This is a genomic window from Bifidobacterium sp. W8104 (assembly GCF_016100735.1).
GTDB lineage: Bacteria > Actinomycetota > Actinomycetes > Actinomycetales > Bifidobacteriaceae > Bombiscardovia > Bombiscardovia choladohabitans.
The window spans coordinates 682,311-704,798 of record NZ_JACFRW010000001.1 but is presented as its reverse complement, the minus strand read 5'-3'; the positions used below and the strand labels follow the sequence as shown (position 1 = coordinate 704,798).

Genomic DNA, 22,488 nt, shown 5'->3' with positions numbered 1-22,488 from the left:
GGCCTAGACACGCCGGGATCCGGGGTTGCATCTGGTTGAGGCTCCAATAGAATAGGCAACGCTTGACGAATCCAGGGCGGACACGCGCGGCGTTGCAGAGGCGAGGAACATAGCCGGGCGTCACCATCGGTCAGTCACTCTCCCGGACGGTCACGGCAATGAGAAGAGACCAGATCAGAGAAGTTCAACAGGGAACGTGAGGGTGTCCTCCAATGTACGTCGATTCTGCAAAGAATCAGCACAGCAGCAACCTTCGATGGATCCTCCCCTACTGCAGGCCGGACGCCGGTAGAATCGCCGCCGCTCTCCTGCTCTTTGCGGCGGACAAGGTCCTGGTCATGCTTATGCCCATTTTGGCGGGCATGATCGTGGACCAGGTCATTGGCCAGGGGCATGAGGATCGGTTGCCCAGGCTCTGTTTCGCCATGATAGCCGTCACCCTTGGGCGCAGCGTCTGCCGCTATGGCTACCAGATGTTCATGGAGCGATTCGGCCAGAACACCATCTATCGGCTGGTCAGCGACGAGTACGAGAAGCTCCACGACATGGACTTCACCTACTTCAACCACACCCGTAACGGCGACATCATGAGCCGGATGACCTCGGACACCGATGCCATCCGCCACTTCGTCTCCTGGGTCTCCTACAACATCCTGGATGCCGTCTGCCTCTTCGCCGGGTCCTTGGCCGTCATGTTCACCATCGAATGGCGGCTGGCCCTGGCCCTGCTGGCGGTGACCCCATTCCTCTTCTACTTCACCTGGCAGCTTTCCAAGCACGCCCACCCGCTCTTCTACGCCATCCGCAACTCGCTGGCATCCCTCAACTCCATGGTCGAGGAGAACATCGAGGGCAACCGGGTGGTCAAGGCCTTCGTCCGCGAGCCTTATGAGACCGAGAAGTTCGATCGGCACAACGATGACTACATGCAGCGCAACATGGACTCCGCCCGCAACAGCCGCACCTACATGCCCTGGCTGGACGGCTGCTCCTACATGCTCCAGCTGATCACCCTGATCCTGGGCGGTTGGCTGGTCATCCGCCAGCAGATGACACTGGGAGCCCTGGTCTCCTTCAACAGCTTCCTGTGGATGATCGACGGCCCGGTGCGCCAGTCCGGCTGGCTGATTAACGACGTGGAGCGCTTCAACGCCTCCTGCGTCAAGATCCGTCGGCTGCTGACGGCCGAACCCAGGATCGTCGAGCGCAAGAACGCCCAGGCCGGCGTGGTCCAGGCGGCCACGGTCCGTGCCAAGGTCAACGGCGAGCAGACCGAGGACCCGGTCAGGATCCGCGGAGACATCCGCTTCGACCACGTCAGTTTCGCCTTCCCCGACGATCCGGAGACCCCCATCCTCAAGGACATCGACTTCCACGTGGCGGCCGGCACCCGGCTGGGCATACTGGGGGAGACCGGCTCGGGCAAGTCCACCCTGGTCAGCCTGGTGGCCCGCTTCTACGACCCAACCGTGGGCCATGTGCTCATCGACGGGATCGACGCCAGGCAGTGGCCCTTGGACCTGCTGCGGCGGCAGGTCAACATCGTGGCCCAGGACACTTTCCTCTTCTCCGACACCATCGGCGACAACATCGCCTTCGGAGCCCAGCGCGACGACGAGCAGTACGTCAGGACCATGGCCTCCATGGCCGGAGCCGACTCCTTCATCAACCGGATGCCCGAGGGCTACGACACCGTGGTGGGCGAGCGCGGCGTGGGCCTGTCGGGCGGCCAGAAGCAGCGGCTCAGCCTGGCCCGGGCCCTGGCTGACGACCCGGCCATCCTGATCATGGACGACACCACATCGGCCGTCGACATGGAGACCGAGGCCACCATCCAGCGGCATCTGCAGGAGATGGAGGGCACCAGGACCATGGTCACCATCGCCCACAGGATCTCCTCCATCAAAGATTCCGACCTGATTCTGGTCCTGGATCACGGCAGGATCGTGGAACGCGGGTCCCATGAGGATCTGGTCCACGCCCACGGCCGCTACTACCGGATCTACCGCAAGCAGCTTGGGCTGCAATCCGGGCAGTCGGCGGGATTCTGACACAACGGCAGGCATGGCAAGGTGAGACGATGAAGCAGCAAAAGCAACGTTCGGCGGGCACCGCGCGCAGGAACACCTTCCGCGAGGACGAGGACCTGGAGGAGCAGATCGACTTCGGTGACATCAAGCGTATAGGGGCCTATCTGAAGCCCTATCTGCGCCAGGGGGTGATCATCCTTGCGGCGGTCCTGTCCATGAGCGCCATCGCCGTGGCCATTCCCTACATGACCAAGACCATGATCGATACGGTCATCCCCTCCAAGGACCCGGTCCGGCTCTTCACCCTGGGCGCGGTCTTCCTGCTGGCCATCGTGGTCTACGAGCTCCTCCTGCGGTACCGGACCGTGGCCATCACCCAGGTGGGCCAGCTCATGCTCAAGGACATGCGCCGGGACCTCTTCACCCACATCCAGACCCTGCCCTTCTCCTACTTCGATTCCAGACCCCACGGCAAGATCCTGATCAGGGTGGTCAACTACGTCAACACCCTCTCGGATACCCTGAGCTCGGGTCTGATCAACGTGATTGCGGACATCTTCACCTTCCTGCTGACCCTGGTGGTCATGTTCGTCATCGACTGGAGGCTGACCCTCTGGTCCCTGGTCCTCATGCCCCTGCTGGTGCTCTATGTGCTGGTGCTCCAGCGCTTCCAGCGGCGGGCCTACCAGCGCCTGTCCAACAAGCAGAGCAATCTGAACGCCTACATCCATGAGTCCATCGCAGGGGTCAAGACCACGCAGACCTTCGTCAGGGAGCGCGAGCAGTTCCACACCTTCCAGGAGCAGCAGGGGCAGGTTCGCAGCTCCTGGATGCGGGCCGTGCACATCCAGTACCTGATGTGGCCGGGAGTGCAGAACATCTCCACCATCACCATCGCACTGATCTACTATCTGGGGATCACCGGGCTGGGCGGCGTGCAGGTGACCACGGGTATGCTGATCGCCTTCGTCGGCTATGCCAACAACTTCTGGAACCCCATCATCAACATCGGCAACTTCTACAACCAGCTGATCACCTGCTCGGCATACCTGGAGCGCATCTTCGAGACCCTGGACGTCCACCCGGAGATCGAGGACCGCCCGGGGGCCATGGAGCTGCCCCCAGTCAAGGGTAGGGTGGACTTCAACGATGTGGTCTTCAAGTACGAGCCCGGAGGCCGCAACATCCTCAACCTGGTGGACTTCCATGTGCCGTCAGGCAGCACGGTCGCCTTGGTCGGGCCCACGGGTGCCGGCAAGACCACCATCGTCAACCTTCTCTCGCGTTTCTACGACGTGACCGAGGGCAGCGTCTGCGTGGACGGGCATGACGTGCGCGACGTGACCCTGGCCTCCCTGCGCCGGCAGATGGGGGTCATGCTTCAGGACACCTTCATCTTCACCGGCAACGTGCGCGAGAACATCCGCTACGGCCGCCTGGACGCCACCGACCAGCAGATCGAGGAGGCCGCCAAGGCCGTCCACGCCCATGAGTTCATCATGGAGCTGCCCGACGGCTACGATACCAAGGTCGAGGAGCGCGGATCCACCCTCTCCGCAGGTCAACGGCAGCTGATCGCCTTTGCCAGGGTTCTGCTGGCCGACCCCCGCATCCTGATCCTGGACGAGGCGACCAGCAGCATCGACACCCGCACCGAGGAGGCCCTCCAGGCCGGACTGGCCCACCTGCTCAAGGGGCGGACCTCCTTCGTCATCGCCCACCGGCTGTCCACCATCGAGAATGCGGACCAGATCTTCTACATCGATCACGGGCAGATTGTGGAGCACGGCACCCACCAGGAGCTCCTGGCCAAGCGAGGCGCCTACTACCGGCTGCACGAGTCACAGTACGCAATGATCCGCACGGCCAACGGCGATCGGGCGCAATCGGCACAGCCCGGCGATGATGCGGAACAGGGCAGCCAGGTTCAGCAGGATTCGGCTGTCTCTGCGCAATAGCGGACTGATCCATGTGCCGTCGGCGGTTCCCGACAAGCAGTATTACATCGTTGTAAAATGAGTGGCGACAAGTCAGGGCCGACAGGATCGGCGGCCAGAGCAAAGGAGCGGACGTTGAGCAATACGGTTCACAAGGACATCAAAGGAGCCGACCCCTACGGGTATCTGATGGTGCACTTCATCGAAGACCCCCAGGGGTATGCCGAGCGCCTCTACTTCGACCTGTCGCGGGGCGACGACCCTCTGAGCTGGGATCCGCTGTACGGGGGCAGGCCGTTGCTGACCTCGCATCTGGGCACCACCGGTCTGAGGGATCCCTACATGGTACGTGACCCGCGCAACGGCCGGGTCTATGTCATGGCCACCGACCTGCGGGTGTTCGGCGGCGATCAGTCGCAGGGCAGCGGCTGGGATCACTGGTCCCGCCATGGCAGCACCAAGCTGATGATCTGGTCCACTGACGACCTGATTCATTGGTCAGGTCCCTGGCCGTTGGATGTGTCCTTGCAGCAGGACGGCAGCAGGGTCCAGCTGGGCATGGCCTGGGCGCCGGAGTGCCTATGGGTGCCCGACTATGAGGGACCGGGACAGGGGGCCTTCGTCCTCTACTGGTCATCCAGGCTCTTTGACCAGGCCGATCCCGACCATGCCGATCCGTCCGCCTACGACCGGGTGCTCTGGGGGGCGACCACCGACTTCACCCAGGAGCACTTCCGCTATGGCGGAGTCCTTATCGATACCGGTCGCAATGCCATCGACACCACCATGATCCAGCGTCCTCTGCCCGGGGGCGGACTGCGCACCTACCGGGCCACCAAGGACAATGGCTATGGCAGGGGCATCTGGCTGGACAGCACCGACGATCCCCGATGGTGGCTGCCACAGGCCCGGTGGACCACCATCCAGGAGCGGATCGGCGCCAACTGGTGCGCCGACGGTAACCCCTCGGGCGTGGAGGGTCCGGCCCTCTACGCCGATCATGCCCGGAACCGTTGGTACCTGCTGGTGGATGTGATCCCCTCAGTGGGCTATAGGCCCATGGTCAGCGATGATCCGGACGCCGGGTTCGACTACGCCCGGGAGCAGGACTTCCACCTGCGCCCCCATACCAAGCACGGAGGGGTCCTGTCCCTGACCCGGCAGGAATACGAACGTCTGTGCCCTCTGGCGCAGCAGGACTGAAACAAAGCACTGAGAAAGGAGCACGACATGGACAAGGCCTGGAGACCACCAATGGGGTGGAACAGCTGGGACAGCTACGGGACCACCGTCACCGAGCAGGAGGTGCTTGACAATGCGCAGGTCATGCGCGACAGGCTGCTCCCGGTGGGCTGGGACACGGTCGTCATAGACATCGCCTGGTATGACCCGACCGCCAGGGCCCATGGCTACAACGCCAAGGCGCCTCTGGTCCTGGATGACTATGGCCGGCAGCTGCCGGATCCGGTCCGGTTCCCGTCGGCGGCCGACGGTCAGGGGTTCGCCCCTCTGGCCGCGCGGATCCACGATCTGGGTTTGCGCTTCGGCATCCATGTCATGCGGGGCATCCCCAGGCTGGCGGTCGAGCGGGACCTGCCCGTCCTCGGCACCTCCTATACAGCCGCCCAGGTTGCCGACACCACCCATGTCTGTGCGTGGAATCCCGACAATTACGGTCTGGACCAGTCCCATCCGGGAGCCCAGGCCTGGTACGACGCCCAGGTTGACCAGTTCGCCCGTTGGGGGGTTGATTACCTGAAAGTGGACGACATGCAGGCCCCCTTCATGGACCGGGAGATCGACGCCTACGCCCGGGCCATACGCAAGGCCGAGCAGGCCCATGGGCATTCCATGACCCTCTCCCTGTCACCGGGCACCCGGGTTCCCACCACCCACCTTGGCTTCCTGCGGGATCATGCCCAGCTCTGGCGGATTTCGGACGACCTCTGGGATCGCTGGCAGGACCTTTACGCCCAGTTCGCCCGTCTGGCCCGCTGGGCGCCTCTGCAGAGCACAGGCCACTGGGCCGATGCGGACATGCTGCCCCTTGGGCATATCGGACTGCGGGCCGAGCGGGGCGGGGACCGGTCCAGCCTCCTGACAGCCGACGAGCAGCGCACCATGCTGACCCTTTGGGCCATGGGGCGCTCGCCGTTGATGGTGGGTGGCGACCTTCCCAGCAGCGATGAGGACACCCTGTCGCTGCTGGACAACCCGGCCCTGGAGGAGGTCACCGCCGGCTCGGCCGACAACGGTGAGATCATCCGGGAGCCGGTCGAGAGTGGGGATGGCCAAGGCAGGAAGGTCTCAGGCGAGGAGATCGTCTGGAGGGCCCTGGCCAGCGACTGGGCCGACGGAACCCCCTCGGCCCATGCCGGTGGGGTCTATGCGGCTGTCTTCTGGACCGGGGACCGCCCACGGAGGGTCAGGACGGCCCTGTCCTCCCTCGTGGGCCTGGATGGGGTGGACGGAGCCTGGACCCCGGTCGACCTGTGGCGGGACCGGACCTCGGAGCCCGCCCGGATCAGCCTGGAAGGACAGGGCACCGACCGGGAGCTGGTGGCCCTGGTGCCCGCACACGGCGTGGTCTGGGTGGCTCTGGATCCCCGCTGAGGCTGATCAGCGCTTGGAGCCCCAGATGCACACGTTGTTGCCCAGGGCGCTGAAGGTCATGACCGTGCGGTGGTCCTTGTCCCTGGGCAGACGGGCGAAGACGCCCTGGTAGGTCACGGTCCCGTCCTCCTCATTGAGGTCCATGGACAGCCGTCCCCGGTCGTCGACCTGCCAGTGGCCCTGGCGCGCTCCGGTCACCTGGCCGCCGGGCTCCAGGCGGATGTCCACGGCCTTGACCACGCCCCGGTATCGGGTGCTGTGAGTGTCGGTCACCTTGCGCGGTCCCTTGAAGAAGATGGTCGGATCATGCTCCACCAGCTCATAGGTGCCGGCCTCGTCCTTGGCGTTGTAAGGGCCGCCGGCCTTGGTGCCCAGATACTCATAGGGGGCGGCCACCAGCCACCCGTCTGCCGTGGGCATCAGCTGCCGGACACGGATCTGATGCTCCTCCTTGCGGTCGGAGAACCTGGTGTGATAGACCACGTAGTCCTGGCCGTCCTTGTCGTGCAGGGCCGTGTTCCCACCCTGCGAGACCTCGATGTCGCCCTTCTTGTCCCCGCTCCACTGGTAGGAGCCCATTAGGCGGATGCCTGTCTCACTGGTCCAGTTGTCGGCCTCGCCGCTGGTGGCGATGGCCGGGTTGCCCCGCTGGTCCAGGTAAGGGCCGGTGATGGAGTCCGAGCGGAACATCCGCATCTGGTAGCCCCCGGTCTGCACCAGCTTGCCGTAGGAGAGGAAGAGGTACCAGTGGCCGTTGGTGTGCAGCAGCGCCGATCCTTCGCCTGAGTTGCCGAAGCCTCCGGCGAGTTTGTGCCCGTAGTAGGCGTCGGACTGGTTGGCCTGGGTGGGGTAGGTGGTGGAGTAGTCGCGCAGCCCGGTCCTGGGGTCCAGGCGGATCATCCAGATGCCGCCGAACCAGGAGCCGAAGCTCATCCACAGGCCCCCCTGCCCGTCATCCTTGACACAGGCGTCAATCGCATTGATACCCGTATCCGTGTAGGACTGATAGCGGTCCAGCTCCGGGTCCGAGCCCAGCACCCTGGGAACGTCGGTGCTCATGTAGTTGGCCCGGGTGAAGCCGGAGTAGACCACCGGTCCCACATAAGTCCAGTCGCCGTCCACCCGGTCGGCGGTCAGCAGGACGATGACCGAACGATGCTCGGCCCCGTTCAGGCTCAGGTACATGCACCACTTCTTCATGGTGGCGTTGTAGTAGACGTCAGGCGCCCACATGTTGCCGGTCACGTCCGGATTGGAGGACTGCTTGGGCCAGTCCTTCCATATCTTGGCAAAAATCTTCTTGTAATCGCGGCTCAGGTTATTGGTGAAGGGGGTCCAGTTGACCAGATCCGTGCTGCGGGCATAGGCCCGGTGCGAGCCGAAGACGTAGTAGCTCTTGCCGGAGCGAACCACGGAGGGGTCGTGGACCGAGACGCGCTTGGGTTCCTGGGTGGTGGCGGCTTTTGCGCCGCTGGCTGACGGCTGCTGGTTCGAGCAGGCGCCCAGGGCCCCTGTCAGCAGTACCGCCAGACCCGCCGTCAGGGCGGTCAGGGCCTTCATGGCCCGTCCGGTGCGTTTGGGTCTTCTCATGGTTCCTCGCTTTCCGTGGAGGCAGCCCGATCGACATCGATGACGACCCGTGGCGCATGGCCGACCTTGCCGAGTCGGTTCGGATGAGCGAACAGCCCGGCCTCATCCATGCGGGCATCGGGCGTCGGGGGGGACTGGCCTCCATGTATAATTTCTATCGTTAGAAACGATAGTCGCCGGCGTTGAAGCCGGCAAGCCGGATGGAAGGAATCGTCATGGGTGAGGATGCTCTGGACGGTGGACGAGAATCTGGGGATGGGGTTGCACTCATGTGCTACACCCGGCATCCCACTGATCGGCAGGAGGCCAACAACGAGGATGTCGCCCTGAGCATGCACCTGGCGCTGCGATCGCGGGCGACCGGCCGTTGGGAGCCCCTGAACGGCGACTACGGCATCTTCTTCGCTGCGGCTGTGCCCACCAAGGCTGTGCCGGATAGCGCCCGTGGCGCCTGCACGGCAGGGGCCGCCCTACCTGGCGAGGCGGCGCCGCAAGAGGGCGGGCATAACCCTGGACTGGACGCTCACCAGGCATCGCAGGCGGCCCAGGAACTGGCGGTGGTCCCAGGGCAGGATCTGATCCTGAAGAGTCTGATCGACCCCTTCCTGCTGCCCCTGAGGGACGGCACCTTCGTCATCCTGGCCACCAGGACGGCCAGGGGCGGCCGGTCTGATGGATCCCAGGCCGACTCCATCCTGACGGCTCTTTCACCGGACCTGCTGACCTACCGACGGCTGCCGCAGGTCCACATCCTGGGAGCCCATGGGGTCCACCGGCCCAGGGCGCTGCTTCTGGACGATGGCCAGGGCTGCCGGCTCTACTGGGACGACGACCGCGGGCGGCTGTGCACGGCCACGGTGGACGATCCGGCACGGATGGGCATGGTGACCGGCATGAAGGTCCTGGAGGATGATGATCCCCTGGCCCAGGGCGACCCCCTGCCCCTGGATCGGCGGCGGGCCCTGGAGGAGGACTGCGGTATGAAGGGCATCCTGGCCGGCAATGTCGTGCTGGTCAGCGCCGACTGCGAGCGTGGCCTGCTGGAACGGTTTGGCCGCATCTATAACACCGGCGTGAAGGTGGACCCGGTTCAGGTGTCCCGGGGCGACGGTCTGGAGCCGGTCCGGCAGACCCAGGCACGGCTCCTCTACAGCGACGGGTCCACCGCCCTGCGCGGGGTGGATTGGGACCAGAGCCAATTGGACCGTCTGACCAGCGACCTGGCCCAGGGTCGCCTGAATCCTGGAGATACCAGGCTGATCGGCGGACGGATCCGGCAGACGGCTTACCCGGTCCCCTTCGCCCGGCAGCGTGCCGATCCCTCCATTTTCCGCTGGTCCTGGAGGGGCCGGCGCCTGTTCATGTTCATCGCCACCGAGGATGCGGATGGCAACTGCGTCGACCCCTTGAACGGGCACACGCACATGCCCCTGCGGGTGGCCGACACCATCGAGGGCCTGAGCGATCAGGCCGGCGGCCATGAAAAGGAGGTGGACCTGCTGCGCAGGGGCGATCGCAACAGCGAGGGCCGGGTCATGACCGGCTGCTTCTGGGCCCCGGAGATCCACCTGATCGGCGGCAGGCTCTCCATCCTCTTCATGCCTTGCTTCGATGGTCCGCGGACCAACCCGGACGGGACCGCCAATGATCGGGCCGGAAAGCCGGACATGTGGACGGGCTGCTGCCACATCATGCAGCTGCGCCGCGACGACCAGGGCCGGGATCTGGACCCTCGCCGGCCTGAGAACTGGGACAGCCCCCGACCCATCCTGCGGGCTGACGGCACCCCTCTCAATCCCATCCAGCGCATCAGCCTGGACATGACGGTCCTGCACGATACCGGCCGCTGGTATTACGCCTGGCAGCAGCTGGGATCGGTCTGGATCGCCGCCTTCGACCCGGCCCGCCCCGACCGTCTGACCAGCACGCCACGGCAGATCATCGTCCCCGAGTTCGCCTGGGACAACATGATTGCCGAAGGGCCCAACGCCGTGGTCCACGATGGCCGGATCTTCCTGATCTATTCCGGCTCCCTGGTGGGCATCGACTACACCACCGGACTGGTGACCGCACCGGCCGGAGTCGGGGCCGATCTATGCGATCCCGGCGTGTGGAAGAAGCTGGACTACCCATTGCAGAAGTCCGGGAAGTACAATGGCCATTGGCAGCTGGGCACCGGCCACGGTATGTGGTCCCAGGACGAGGACGACACCATGATCTACGTCTTCCATAATGCCGAGCATGACCAGGACCGCTACCTTGGCCGCGACAGTCAGGTAAGGCGGGTACATTGGTCTGCTGAGGGGATGCCCGTATTGGATATGCAGACGGATGAGGAGCTCGACCCCACCCGCGCCACGGTAACCTTGGAGGTCAGGGTCTTATGAATTTAGCCGCTTCCCCCGGCACAGGACGTGGTTCCACCCCGACCATGAAGGATGTGGCCCAGGCTGCAGGAGTGTCGGTCAAGACCGTCTCCAACGTGGTCAATGACTACGAATTCGTCTCCGAGGCCACCAGAGGCAAGGTCAACAAGGCCATAGAGGAGTTGGGCTACCGGGTCAACGTGCCGGCCAGAAACCTGCGGTTGGGCTACACGGGAATGATCTCCCTGGCCATACCGGATCTGGCCATGCCCTACTTTGCTCAGCTCTCCTCCCTGGTCATCGAGGAGGCCAAGAAGCTGGGCATGAGGGTGCTGGTGGAGCCCACCCTCTACTCGCGCGAGGGTGAAATCGAGGCCCTGCACGGTTCCCAGCGATCCATGATCGACGGCCTCATCTACAGCCCCCTGGAGCTGGGCATGGACGACCTGGACCAGCTACGGGTGGACTACCCCCTGGTGGTCGTGGGGGAGCGCATCTTCAGCGATCAGTTTGATCATGTGGCCACGGAGAACGTGGAGGGAGCCAAGCACGCCACCGCCTATCTGATCAGCACAGGCTGCCGTCGGGTGGCGGTCATCGGCACCCACCCCGGCGAGAAGCTGGGTTCGGCCGCCCTTCGCCTGGAGGGGTACAGACAGGGTCTGGAGGAGGCCGGCCTGGACTACGATCCCCGGCTGGTGGCCCCATCGCGCATGTGGCACCGTATCGACGGGGTCAATGCCATGAACTCCCTGCTGGACCAGGGCATCGTCCCCGACGGTGTGGTGGCCCTGAACGACATGCTGGCGGCAGGGGTCCTGCATTCCATACAAATGCACGGTATGTCGGTGCCGGATGACATCTCGGTCATCGGCTTCGACAATTCGGACGATTCCCAGTATCTGTCGCCCTCGTTGACCAGCATCTCGCCCGGGCTCAAGGCCGTGGCCAGGCTCTCGGTCCGTGTCCTCAAGGACAGGATCAACGGGGTGCAGCCGCTGACTACCAAGGAAGGCGAGCACGTCTTCCGCAAGGTATCCTCCTCGCTGGTGGTCCGCAATTCAACCCGTGCCCTGCCCGGAAACGAAATCGCCGTCTGATTGCTGATGTTCTTTCTCGAGTGTTCCTGGTTTCTTGATTTCTAACGTTGTAATATACTGAAGACGTTCTCGAATGATTTGAGGCGGCATCGGCTGACCATGGAGGCCTGCCGGTCGGAGCGCAGTCGCTCCGATGCCTATATGGAAAGGTGTGAACATGCGTCATCAATCGTCATCAGACGCAGGACGACGAGGTCGAGGAGGGGTTGCAGCGGCGGCCCTCATGGGCATGATACTGGCGGGCGGCACAGTCGCATCCCCAGCCTGGGCGGATCAGTCCCAAGCCGACGGCAGCGCCACAACCAGGATGTCGGCCAGTCAGCCCCAGCCCCTGCTCGGCTACGATTTTTCGGCCCTCGCTCCAGGAGCCAAGGAGGCAGAAAATACCGTCTCAGGCTCATCCTTCGGCCCGGCCCGCATCCTGGACGCCGATGGTCGGCCGACAGGGGCAGTCAAGACCGACGATGCGCTCCTGTTCGATGGAACCACCTATGTCAAACTTCCTGATGACATACTGAGCGGACGCGCCAACGCCACGGTGTCCATCCGCGTGCGCAACGACAGTTTCAACGCCTCAGGCCCCTGGACCTACCTCTGGTCGCTGGGGGGGACAGGCCAGCAGGCCGTCGGCTCCTGGACCGTCTCCACCCACACCTCCCTGTACACCTCCATCACTTCCAAGGCCAACGGCCAGGGCGAGACCTATCTGCCGGCATCCAAGAACCTGCCCGATGACCGCTTCTCCACCTTGACTGCCACCATCGATGGCAAGAACAACATGGTCCGGCTCTACATCAACGGCCTGCAGGTGGCTGAGGGCAAGGCCACGGTCAATCCCGCCGCCTTCGGCGACCACCGCCACAACGTAATCGGCCAGTCCCGATACCCCGGCATAGGCGATGCGCTCTTCCATGGCGCAGTGCAGTCATTCGCCGTCTATCCGCAGGCCCTGGATGCCGACCAGATCGTCGCCACCCTGCCCTGGGAGGACCTGGGGGATCTGATCGACCAGCAGGCCACATCACTGGCGGTCCCTGCAGCCGTGGACGGTGATTTCAACCTGCCGGTCTCAACTAGTGTCGCATCGGTAAGGTGGAACTCTTCGGCTCCCGGAACGGTCAGCGTCAATGCGGCCACGGGCAGGGCGCATGTGGTCCCCGGCAAGCGTGATGTCCCCGTTACGCTGACGGCCCGGCTGCAGGCGAACAGGGCCTCGAGGTCCTCCCTGAAGGCCAAAGCCATCCAGCAGGACTACCGGCTTGTTGTCAGGGGCACCTCCAAGGACGGTCAGAACGCCTACTCGCGCGTCTCCGTACATGACCCCTCCGTGGTCAAGGCCGGAGGGCGCTACTACGTCTTCGGCTCCCACCGGGCCTGGGCCCGCAGCACCGACCTCAAGCATTGGGAGCCGTTCACCAACAATCTGAGCCGGGATTACCAGCGCATTCTAGATCCCATCTGGAAGGCATGGCCCAAGCAGTCCTCCAATCCGGACGTGACCGGCAACATGTGGGCGCCCGAGGTCTACTACAACGCCACCATGAAGAAGTGGTGCATGTACCTGAGCCTGAACGGGGGAGGATTCCCCTTCCAGAAGTCGGTCATCGTCCTGCTGACCGCCGACGACATCGAGGGGGACTGGAGCCTGGTGGGACCGGTGGTCTACTCCGGCTTCCAGAAGTCCAACGTGGCGGCCACCGACGTGCCCAAGGTGCTGGGTCCCAATGCCGATCTGTCGCGCTATGCCAGCCTCACGGATACGGGTATCAATGCGATTGACGCCTGTGTCAAGGATGACGGGCAGGGGGGCCTGTGGATGAGCTTCGGCTCCTGGTTCGGCGGCATCTGGATGATCCGCCTGGACCCCAGGACCGGGCTGCGCGACTACTCCACCACCTACCCCACCCAGGCCAACCAGTCCGACGCCTACTACGGGCACAAACTCGCCGGAGGCTTCGGCAACTCAGGCGAAGGCACCGCCCTGGTCCATCAGGGCGACTGGTGGTATCTGATGCTTTCCTACGGCGGACTCGGGCAGACCGGGGGCTACCAGATGCGTGAATTCCGTTCCCGTTCCATTACCGGCCCCTACCTGGACCAGAACGGCAAGCCGGCCGTCTATGGGCGTGCAATGAATGATCTGGATGCCAACCGGGGCCTGCGTATCGACTCCTCCTTCGCCCAGCCCGGACAGGACCAGGTGCTGACCTCCCAGGGGGGCAACGCGCTGTTGGTTGACGACGATCGTGTCTTTAACGTTTACCACACACGCTTCGTGCGTGCTGAGGGCAACCTGGAAGAACATCAGGTCCGGGTCAAGCAGATGGTGCAGACCCCTGACGGATGGCTGGTCATGACGCCCTTCGAATACCGGGATTCGGTGGGCAGGGTCTCCGCCAGCCAGGTGGTCGGCGACTACCAGGTGGTGGTCCATGATCCGGTCCGTTACTATGCGGGGTCCGGTCTGTCCAGCCCGGCCATCTACCGGTCGGTGTCAGTGAGCCTGCTGGCCGGCGGTCGGCTGGGCGGCCAGGTGCAGGGCTCCTGGAAGGCGACCGCCGGCAATCTGACCATCAAGGTGGACTCGGCGGATCCGGGCACCCTGTTGCACGGCGTCTATCGGGCCAGGCTGGGCCGACAGCTTGATGAGCAGGGCCATCCGGTCGTCTTCTTCTCAGGGCTGGGCGGCGATGTCTTCACCGATGCCGGTGCCGATGTCTCCAGGGCAGCAGGTGCCGCGGCAATCTGGGGTTCGCGTCCCCTGACCGATGCCAAGGTTCAAGAGGAGGCCGATGGCGATGCCAATCATGCGACTGTTCCCGCCGCGGACCCCACTCCTGCACCCGCAGATCGGTCCGGCAAGGAAGGCAGGGCCGGTCGCCTGCCCTTGACCGGATCGGCCCTGTCGGCTCCCGTCGCTGCTGCATCTGCGGCACTTGTCCTGGGGCTGGGCGCACTGGTGTTCACCGCCATTCGCCGAGCCCGGGGCTGAACCCGAACGGGCCCGCTGCACAAGCCACCCTCCGCCTTCAACTTCGTTCGCCCGGCGGAGGGTGGCGGCCCGTTAATATTCAACGTTGTATATTGGTCATACAGACCAGTACCTCTGTCTTCGTGATAGGAACACATGATGAGCGCATACCACAATCCCCTGGTACTCCAGCGGGCCGATCCCTGGGTCATCAAGCACAGGGACCTCTACTATTTCACCGCCTCCTACCCGGCCTACGACAGGATCATCCTGCGCGCCGCCGCCAGGCTGGACGACCTGCAGGCCGCCCCTGAGCGCACCATTTGGCGCAAGCACGAGTCCGGTCCCATGAGCAGGTACATCTGGGCGCCCGAACTCCACCGGGTCAATGGGGCCTGGTACATCTACTTTGCGGCTGCAGAGGAGGACTTCGGCTCTGCCGATCTGCCCACCCACCGCATGTACGTACTGGAGAATACCGGCGAAGACCCCATGGATGGCGAGTGGACCGAGAAGGGGCAGATCCATACCTCGATCGATTCCTTCTCCCTGGATGCCACCACAACGGTGATCGGGGGCAGTCAGTACCTGATCTGGGCCCAGAAGGATCCGGCCATCGAGGGCAATTCCAATCTCTACATCGCCCGTATGGCCGATCCTTGGACGTTGGCCACCGATCCTGTCCTGCTCTCCAAACCCGAATATGACTGGGAATGCATCGATTTCAAGGTCAACGAGGGGCCGGCCGTTCTGCTTCACCAGGGCATGATCTACCTGACCTACTCAGCCTCGGGCACCGGGGTCCCCTACGCAGTGGGCATGCTGACCGCCCGTGAGGATGCCGACCTGCTGGATCCGGCCTCCTGGACCAAGAGCGATCATCCCGTCTTCAAAACGGCTGAGGAGAACCACCAGTATGGGCCCGGCCACAACTGCTTCACGGTCAGCGAGGACGGCAGCCAGGACCTGATGGTCTATCATGCCCGCAACTACACGCATATCGAAGGGGACCCACTCTTCGATCCCAACCGCCATGCCAGGGTGGGACTGGTCACCTGGACCGACCATGGCCCGGACTTCGGACGGCCTCTGCCTGACGATCGGTGGACCCCGACGAGCCGCCAGATCCTGCCTCCCGATGGCAGTCATTGAGGGCATTGCCGGGCCATGCCCGACACGCTTGTACATCGTTGGAGAAGCGAGTATTATATAATTTGCAACGTTAGAAAGATGTCGGTTTACAAAGGCGTGGGCTACGTTCACGTATCTGGGAGCGTGACCAGGCGATGCAAGCCATTGGACCAGATGGGCAGGACATGGTTGTTCCGGTCGTCATCGGTTCCTTTGTAACCGTTGCTTGATGTCGAAAGGACAGAGACAATGAAGGCAATCAGAAAGGCTGCGGTAGCCGCAATCGCGCTCGCCACGCTCAGCACCGTGGGGCTCTCGGCCTGCGGTTCCGGCAGTGGTGGCAAGGATGCCAAGGGCAAGGACGGCGTCACCAACATTGTCATGTGGCACGGATTCTCCGAGGCCGATGGCAAGACTCTGAAGAAGATCGTCGAGAACTTCAACAAGTCGCAGAAGAAGTACCACATCGACGCCCAGCTGCAGCCCTGGAGCACCATCGGCGAGACCATGGTCACCAAGGTCACCTCGGGCGACGGCCCCGACTTCGTCACCACCGGCGCCGACAACGGTCAGGGTTGGTCCATCGACGGCACCTTCCAGTGCGTGCAGGACTTCTATGACGATCCCTCCAACGAGACCAAGAATTATCTGCCCAACGTGACCAAGCAGACCGAGTTCACCATTGACGGCAAGAAGCAGCAGTGCGCGGTCCCCATGGGCTACGCGCCCACCACCGTCTGGTACAACACCGATATGTGGAAGGCTGCCGGTCTGACCGATCAGGACTATCCCAAGACATGGGACCAGCTCCTGGATGTGGCCAAGAAGCTGACCAAGGGTGACGGTTCCCAGTACGGCATGGCCCTGTCCGACTCCGGATGGGCGGCCTTCATGAAGGGCAACGGCACCGGTCTTTACGACACCAAGGGCAAGGTCACCATCAATTCCGAGCAGAACAAGGCCTTCCTGCAGAAGATGCGCGAGTTCTACAAGGGCGGTTACTCCAAGACCGGTATGGATGACACCGCTGCACGCGAGTCCTTCGAGTCCGGCCAGTCCGCCATGGTCATCGTCGGCCCCTGGGAGGACCAGGCAGCCACCGACAAGGGTATCAATCACGATCTGTTCCCCGTACCCAACGGAGATGGCACCTATGTCTACCCCGACGGCAGGAAGGGCTCCAACACCGGTTCAACCGGACTGTATTGGTGGGTCACCTCGCAGGTCAAGGACGAGGCCAAGAAGAAGGGCATCTACGCCTTCTTCAAGTACTACAACAACCATGACAATCAGGTCATGTGGTCCCTGGGCTCCGCCTATCCGCCGAACAACAAGACCGTGACCACCGAAGAGCTCTCCAAGCGCCCTCTGATCGCCAAGGTCTCCGAGAACACGGACAACTCCTACATCGGCATCGCCGGCCTCAAGGGCGGCTTCGGGGATATCTCGGCCACCCTGGATTCGGTGACCCAGAACACCGCCCGTACCGACGATGACATTTCCGCCTCGCTGTCCAAAGCCTCCAACAAGATCCAGAAGTATCTGGACGAGTACAAGGCTGAGGACTGATTGACCATCCACCCCTGAGGAGCCGGTCTGGCGGCCAGTAGTGCCGCCGGCCGGTCCCCTCATGGCTGACCGTCGCCCGGGCCCGGCGTCCGGGCGGCACTTTGGAGTACCTATGTCCACTACCACTGGGATCCCACCCGCGCAGGGCGCCGACGCGGTCATCAAGGACAACAAGAAAACCCTTTCAAGGCGCAATATCCGGATTGGGCTGAGCTTTATAGCCCCGGCCCTGATCGTCCTGTCGGTCTTCGTCTTTTACCCGACCATCAAGACCTTCTTCACCTCGCTGACTACAGACCGCATCAACCGCAAGGGCATCTTTGTCGGTCTGCACAACTATGCCGAGCTTTTCACGAACGCGGACTTCTGGACCGACTTCCGCAACACGGTCATCTACGCGGTCGCCTACGCGCCGCTGGTGGTCATCGTGGCCCTGGCTTTCGCCCTGTTGCTCAACCGCAAGGACATCAAGGGGGTCGGTTTCTTCCGCACCTGCCTGTTCATGCCCTACATCATCTCGCTGACTGTGGCCTCCATAGCCTGGAGCTTCATCCTCTCGCCCTCCCTGGGTCTTATACCTTACTGGGGCAAGGTGCTCTTCGGCATCCAGCACATGGATCTGCTGGGAACCAAGTCCACGGCCTTGGCCACCATCATCTTCATCACCGTCTGGAAGAACTTCGGCTATTTCATGGTCATCTTCCTGGCCGGTCTGCAGGGGATCAACCCGGACCTGTACGAGGCGGCCTCCCTGGATGGGGCCAACGCCTGGCAGCGCTTCCTGCACATCACCCTGCCCGGTCTGCTGCCTACCTTCAACTACGTGGTCATCTTCGGACTGATCGGATCCTTCCAGGTCTTCGACCAGGTCTTCATCCTGACCTCCGGAGGCCCCGACCGTGCCACGGAGACCATCGTCTACCGTATCTACACCGAGGCCTTCGGCAACGGCAAGATGGGCTATGCATCCGCCCTGTCCTATGTCCTGCTGATCATGACGCTGATCATCGGTGTCATCCAGCTGGTCTGGAACAACAAGCATGAGAAGGAGGAAATCGGATGAGCCAGTCGACTCCTACCGCAATCGAGCACGATAAGCTGCTCAGGAGGGCCCATGCCAGGCACATGGTGGCCAGGGTCCTGACCTACTTCCTGCTGATCCTGATGACGGTGATCATCATCTTCCCCTTGTTGATTGTGCTGATCACCTCCTTCACGCCCAACAAGCTGACCCAGACCTGGCCGCCCAAGGTGATTCCCTCCTCGTTCACCCTGGACAACTACACCTCGCTCTTCCAGCGGATGCCCATCGGCAAGCAGCTGATGAACACAGTGATCTTCGCCGGGGCCGTGACGGTCTTCTCGGTCTTCTTCGACTCCCTGGCCGCCTACGGGCTCTCCAGGATCGACTTCAAGGGGCGCGGCTTCCTGCTGGGAATCCTGATCGCCACCATGATGATCCCTGGCATGGCCCTGCTGATCCCGGTCTACAAGCTGCTGGCAAGCATGGGTCTGGTCAACTCCTACTGGGGCATCATCATCCCCAGGCTGGCTGATGTGGGCGGCATCTTCCTGCTGCGGCAGTTCTTCATCTCCCTGCCCAAGGATCTGGACAACGCGGCCCGCATCGACGGTGCCGGTGAGTTCCGCATCTTCTGGCAGATCATCCTGCCCAACGCCAAGTCCGCGGTGCTGGTGGTGACCATGTTCAACTTCATGGGCAACTGGAACGACCTGCTCTGGCCATTGATCATGACCAGCCGCCCGGAGACCAGGACCATCACCGCCGGTCTGGCCATGCTGACCGGCCATGGCTCATCGGTCACGCCTTACGGCGTGGTCATGGCAGGTGCCCTGATTTCGGCGCTGCCTCTGCTGATCGTCTTCTTCTTCATTCAGAAGAGCTTCGTGCAGGGCATCGCCATGACGGGCATCAAGTGAGCGACGAGGCAGACATCATCGGCACCAGGTACAGGGCCCGTTGAAGGATGGGTCGCTGTGCTTGATGCCTAAGGGGCCGACGGGGGATGACCACCCTCCGTCGGCCCCTTGTTTGTTCCGAATCTAGACTGGGCTGGTGAGCGTCATGGACGGGGAGGTCAGGCATGGATGAGCGTCAGGATGATCAGTATGGGCTGAGCTCCGACCAGGAGGATGCCCTGGGGGTTCTGGCATCGGCGGATCCCCACGCCGGTCAGTCCAAGTGGACCATCTTCAGGCAATTGCCGCCGGGCAAGCGTTGGCCCTACTTCGCCCAGCACTTCCTTCCGGGTATTCTGACCGCTGGTCTGGTACTGGCCCTTCTGGTCAGCCTGGTCGTCACCAGACTGACCAGGCCGCCGGACCCGCTTATTTCAGTCCAGGGCTTCAACATGAGCGCCCAGGAGGAGGGGTTCGACCGGCTCAAACAGGGATTCATGCGCGACAGGGGAATCAAGGATGGTCGGCTGGTCGACATGGAGGCGACCCTGACCCTGAATGGCCAGGGCTACGACGATTCGGCCAAGGCCCTGACCCAGGTCACTGCGGGTCAGATCAACATGGTGATCGCCCCCACAGACCTCTTTCCGACCCTGTGTGAGCGCGGGCTGGTGGCTAAGCCCTCGCAAGGATTGAAGGACGGCGACCTGCGGCGATTGGCTGGACAGGGCGTTCTGGTGGATTCCAAGGGCCGGCAGGTATCGAATCCGTCCCATGCCATGGGTCTGGATCTCTCCCGATCATCACGCTGGAGGCAGGTGCCCGGGCTACCCGATCATGCCATCCTGGGGCTGAGCAACGTAGCCGACACCGTATCCTACATCCGGGCCTTCGTCGACTACATGGACTTCGGCTGAGTCGGCGAGTATTTATTCATATACCTGCATGGGATGGAGAGGGGATTGCCGTTACGCCCATGTGGGCACGACTGACAGGCACGGACTCACGCGTGCCCGAACCTGCCGAGAAGCCGTTCAGCGGGTCAGGGTCCGCTTCAAAACCCGATACTCGCTCTGAGTGATGGGCATGATGGAGCCGTGGCGCTTGGTCAACCGACCGAAGTCCATGTCCGTGACCAAGGCCCAGTCCTGTTGCCGCCTGGATGACAAATCCGCCGAGCGGAAGGGCAGGTAGCCCCGGCCCTCCGCGAACTGGTCGCAGATCAGGCCGAAGGGCATGGCCCGTCCGTCAGGTCCAGCGGCATCGGCATCGTTGTAGAGGAAGAGCTCGGGGCCCTCCAGATAGCGTGAGGAGTAGCGTCCCTGGCCGAAGATGTCGGTCAGGTTGGACAGATATGACCAGGCCTGATCGTCGTCCGTGCGCACCAGCTCATGGGTGACCGCATAGGGGTTGTGCGTGCGTTCCAGGGTGATCTGGTCATCCTTGGAGGCCCGGTACCACCAGCCGTCGGGCGCCTTGAGCATGGTCGTGTCGATGATTCCGTCGCTGCGGTCGATCCACTTGACCGGGCGGGAGAAGGTGATCAGATCGGTGCTGGTGGCGTAGTACATGTTGATGCCGTCGCCCAGCTCGTTGGCCAGATCGGCTGCAGCCGGATCTTCGGCGCTGTCGGCCGCCGCCGTGGCCCAGAAGACTATCCATTGCTCCCTGTCGGCATCCCAGCAGGCCTCCGGTGCCCAGGCCATGCCGGCCCTGGGAATGGCCGAGGCCACATCCACCAGGCGGGGCCTGCCCCAGTGGGCCAGATCAGGCGAATCCCAGATGACCAGGCCGGTGGATCCGTTCACGGTGGCCCGGCCCTCCTGCCAGCCGCCCCTGTGGTAGACGGACAGATCGGTGGCGATGATGTGGAAGAGGCCGTCTGGTCCCCGGACGACATAGGGGTCGCGCACGCCGCCCTCGCCCTCGCTCCAGGTCAGCACCGGGTCTCCCAGGGCCCGCAGGTCATGCCAATGCAGGCCATCGCGGCTGAGGGCGAAGTAGAGCTGCTCGTCCGTCTCAGCCTGTTCGTGGCCGGTGAAGTGGACGAAGAGGTAGGCGCTTGTCGCCTCCAACGAGGGTTGCCAATCCGTAGACATGTTTTACCTTTCCTGCTTACGGCAACGGTACCGCAACGGCGGGGGACTGGCGGGACGGACGACGGGCGCTTCTTCGCTCTTCCGTTCCGGCCGTTCCGGGGCCGTCATGAGCGATTCTAGCTGCCGACCCTCCCTTTGGCGGAGCGGCCGTCCGGGCGGGTCGTGGTTTGGGCCGCACGGGTTCCTAGACTGTGGACCATGAGCAGGCATCATCGCGACCGCAGCTGGGCTCCCGACCCCGAGCCGCTGCCCGAAGGCATTGGAGTCATTGACGATCACACCCACATGGCCTCCGTGGTCCCCTTCGCCCAGGAGATGGATCGGCAGGCCAGGGAGCGCGGGCAGGATCCGGTCCCCGTCCGCACGGTCGACCAGCAGTTGGAAAGGGCCCGGGCTGTGGGCGTGATAGGGGCCATCGACGTAGGCTGCGAGCTGCCCCACCTGCAGACGGCTGTGGACCTGGCCCTGGCCCATCCCGGGGTGGTCCACGCGGCCCTGGCCATCCACCCCAATGAGGCAGTCCTTCACGGCCATCGGGGGGTGCCGGGACCGGACGGCCTGCCACTGAAATATCAGCCCTGGCATGAGGTCACCTTCGAGCAGGCGCTTGAGGAGGTCGCCCGCCTGGCTCGCGCATATCCCGATCAGGTGGTGGCCATCGGGGAAACGGGCATGGACCTCTTCCGGACCGGTCAGGGGGCCGAAGAGATCCAGCGGCAGGCCTTCCGCGATCACATCGCCTTGGCCAAGGAGCTGGACCTGCCCATGCAGATCCACGACCGCGACGCCCACCGCCAGGTCATTGAGACCCTGCTGGAGGACGGCGCTCCCGGGTTCACAATCTTCCACTCCTATTCGGGGGATGCACGGATGGCCCAGGTGGCTGCCGAGCATGGCTGGTATCTGAGTTTCTCGGGGACGGTCTCCTATAAGGGCAACGAGGGAATCCGGCAGGCCCTGTCCGTGGTCGGCATGGACCACATCATGGTGGAGACCGATGCACCCTATTTGAGTCCCATGCCCTACCGGGGACGTACCAACTCCCCCTACATGATTCCCTACACCCTGCGTGCCATGGCCGATGCCTTGGACTGCCCCCTGGAACAGGTGGCCAAAGCGACGGCAGCCACCACGCGCCGGGTTTACGGCCTGTGAGGGATGT

General features: G+C 63.4%; 15 protein-coding genes. 13 read left to right on the top strand and 2 right to left on the bottom strand.

What is annotated here, in order from left to right; genetic code table 11:
* The first annotated feature begins 212 nt into the window (after positions 1-212).
* Genes H3U89_RS02690 through H3U89_RS02675 form a run of 4 tightly spaced genes read left to right on the top strand, consistent with a single transcriptional unit; the run spans position 213 to position 6,580 of the window.
* On the top strand, positions 213-2,051 hold the full coding sequence (locus H3U89_RS02690; protein WP_198178591.1) for an ABC transporter ATP-binding protein: 1,839 nt from the start codon (positions 213-215) through the stop codon (positions 2,049-2,051).
* Between the two features lie 29 nt (positions 2,052-2,080).
* A complete protein-coding gene (locus tag H3U89_RS02685; protein WP_198178592.1) occupies positions 2,081-3,988 on the top strand; it encodes an ABC transporter ATP-binding protein in 1,908 nt (635 codons plus the stop codon).
* A gap of 57 nt (positions 3,989-4,045) precedes the next feature.
* Positions 4,046-5,170 (top strand): glycoside hydrolase family 43 protein, encoded by a 1,125-nt coding sequence (locus H3U89_RS02680; protein ID WP_232345458.1) that lies wholly within the window; start codon positions 4,046-4,048, stop codon positions 5,168-5,170.
* Positions 5,171-5,221: 51 nt separating this feature from the next.
* Positions 5,222-6,580 (top strand): glycoside hydrolase family 27 protein, encoded by a 1,359-nt coding sequence (locus H3U89_RS02675; protein ID WP_198179438.1) that lies wholly within the window; start codon positions 5,222-5,224, stop codon positions 6,578-6,580.
* Between the two features lie 6 nt (positions 6,581-6,586).
* On the opposite strand, the gene H3U89_RS02670 is transcribed toward H3U89_RS02675, so the two are convergent.
* Positions 6,587-8,170, bottom strand: coding sequence for a glycoside hydrolase family 43 protein (locus tag H3U89_RS02670; protein ID WP_198178593.1), 1,584 nt, complete (start codon positions 8,168-8,170; stop codon positions 6,587-6,589).
* A gap of 215 nt (positions 8,171-8,385) precedes the next feature.
* Here H3U89_RS02670 and H3U89_RS02665 point away from each other — a divergent pair, with 215 nt between their 5' ends.
* The 8 genes from H3U89_RS02665 to H3U89_RS02630 all read left to right on the top strand — a co-directional run bounded on the left by H3U89_RS02665 (position 8,386) and on the right by H3U89_RS02630 (position 20,144).
* Complete coding sequence (locus tag H3U89_RS02665) at positions 8,386-10,557, top strand: family 43 glycosylhydrolase (RefSeq protein ID WP_198178594.1); 2,172 nt, start codon at positions 8,386-8,388, stop codon at positions 10,555-10,557.
* A complete protein-coding gene (locus tag H3U89_RS02660) occupies positions 10,554-11,636 on the top strand; it encodes a LacI family DNA-binding transcriptional regulator (RefSeq protein WP_198178595.1) in 1,083 nt (360 codons plus the stop codon). The genes H3U89_RS02665 and H3U89_RS02660 overlap by 4 nt, the downstream gene beginning before the upstream one ends.
* Before the next feature lie 157 nt (positions 11,637-11,793).
* Complete coding sequence (locus H3U89_RS02655; RefSeq protein WP_198178596.1) at positions 11,794-14,628, top strand: family 43 glycosylhydrolase; 2,835 nt, start codon at positions 11,794-11,796, stop codon at positions 14,626-14,628.
* 138 nt (positions 14,629-14,766) lie between these two features.
* Entirely contained in the window at positions 14,767-15,759 is a 993-nt protein-coding gene (locus H3U89_RS02650; protein WP_198178597.1) for a glycoside hydrolase family 43 protein, read from the top strand.
* A 228-nt stretch (positions 15,760-15,987) separates the two neighbouring features.
* Positions 15,988-17,307 carry an ABC transporter substrate-binding protein gene (locus tag H3U89_RS02645; protein WP_045934945.1) on the top strand — a complete coding sequence of 440 codons (1,320 nt, stop codon included), beginning with the start codon at positions 15,988-15,990 and terminating at the stop codon, positions 17,305-17,307.
* A 112-nt stretch (positions 17,308-17,419) separates the two neighbouring features.
* A complete protein-coding gene (locus tag H3U89_RS02640) occupies positions 17,420-18,370 on the top strand; it encodes a carbohydrate ABC transporter permease (protein WP_045934946.1) in 951 nt (316 codons plus the stop codon).
* On the top strand, positions 18,367-19,248 hold the full coding sequence (locus tag H3U89_RS02635; protein ID WP_198176935.1) for a carbohydrate ABC transporter permease: 882 nt from the start codon (positions 18,367-18,369) through the stop codon (positions 19,246-19,248). Before H3U89_RS02640 ends, H3U89_RS02635 begins: the two co-directional genes overlap by 4 nt.
* A gap of 164 nt (positions 19,249-19,412) precedes the next feature.
* Entirely contained in the window at positions 19,413-20,144 is a 732-nt protein-coding gene (locus H3U89_RS02630) for a hypothetical protein (RefSeq protein WP_198178598.1), read from the top strand.
* A gap of 117 nt (positions 20,145-20,261) precedes the next feature.
* Here the strand turns inward: H3U89_RS02630 and H3U89_RS02625 are convergent, their stop codons facing one another.
* On the bottom strand, positions 20,262-21,326 hold the full coding sequence (locus H3U89_RS02625; RefSeq protein WP_198178599.1) for a glycoside hydrolase family 43 protein: 1,065 nt from the start codon (positions 21,324-21,326) through the stop codon (positions 20,262-20,264).
* Between the two features lie 198 nt (positions 21,327-21,524).
* Here H3U89_RS02625 and H3U89_RS02620 point away from each other — a divergent pair, with 198 nt between their 5' ends.
* Entirely contained in the window at positions 21,525-22,481 is a 957-nt protein-coding gene (locus H3U89_RS02620; RefSeq protein ID WP_198178600.1) for a TatD family hydrolase, read from the top strand.
* Positions 22,482-22,488 lie beyond the last annotated feature (7 nt).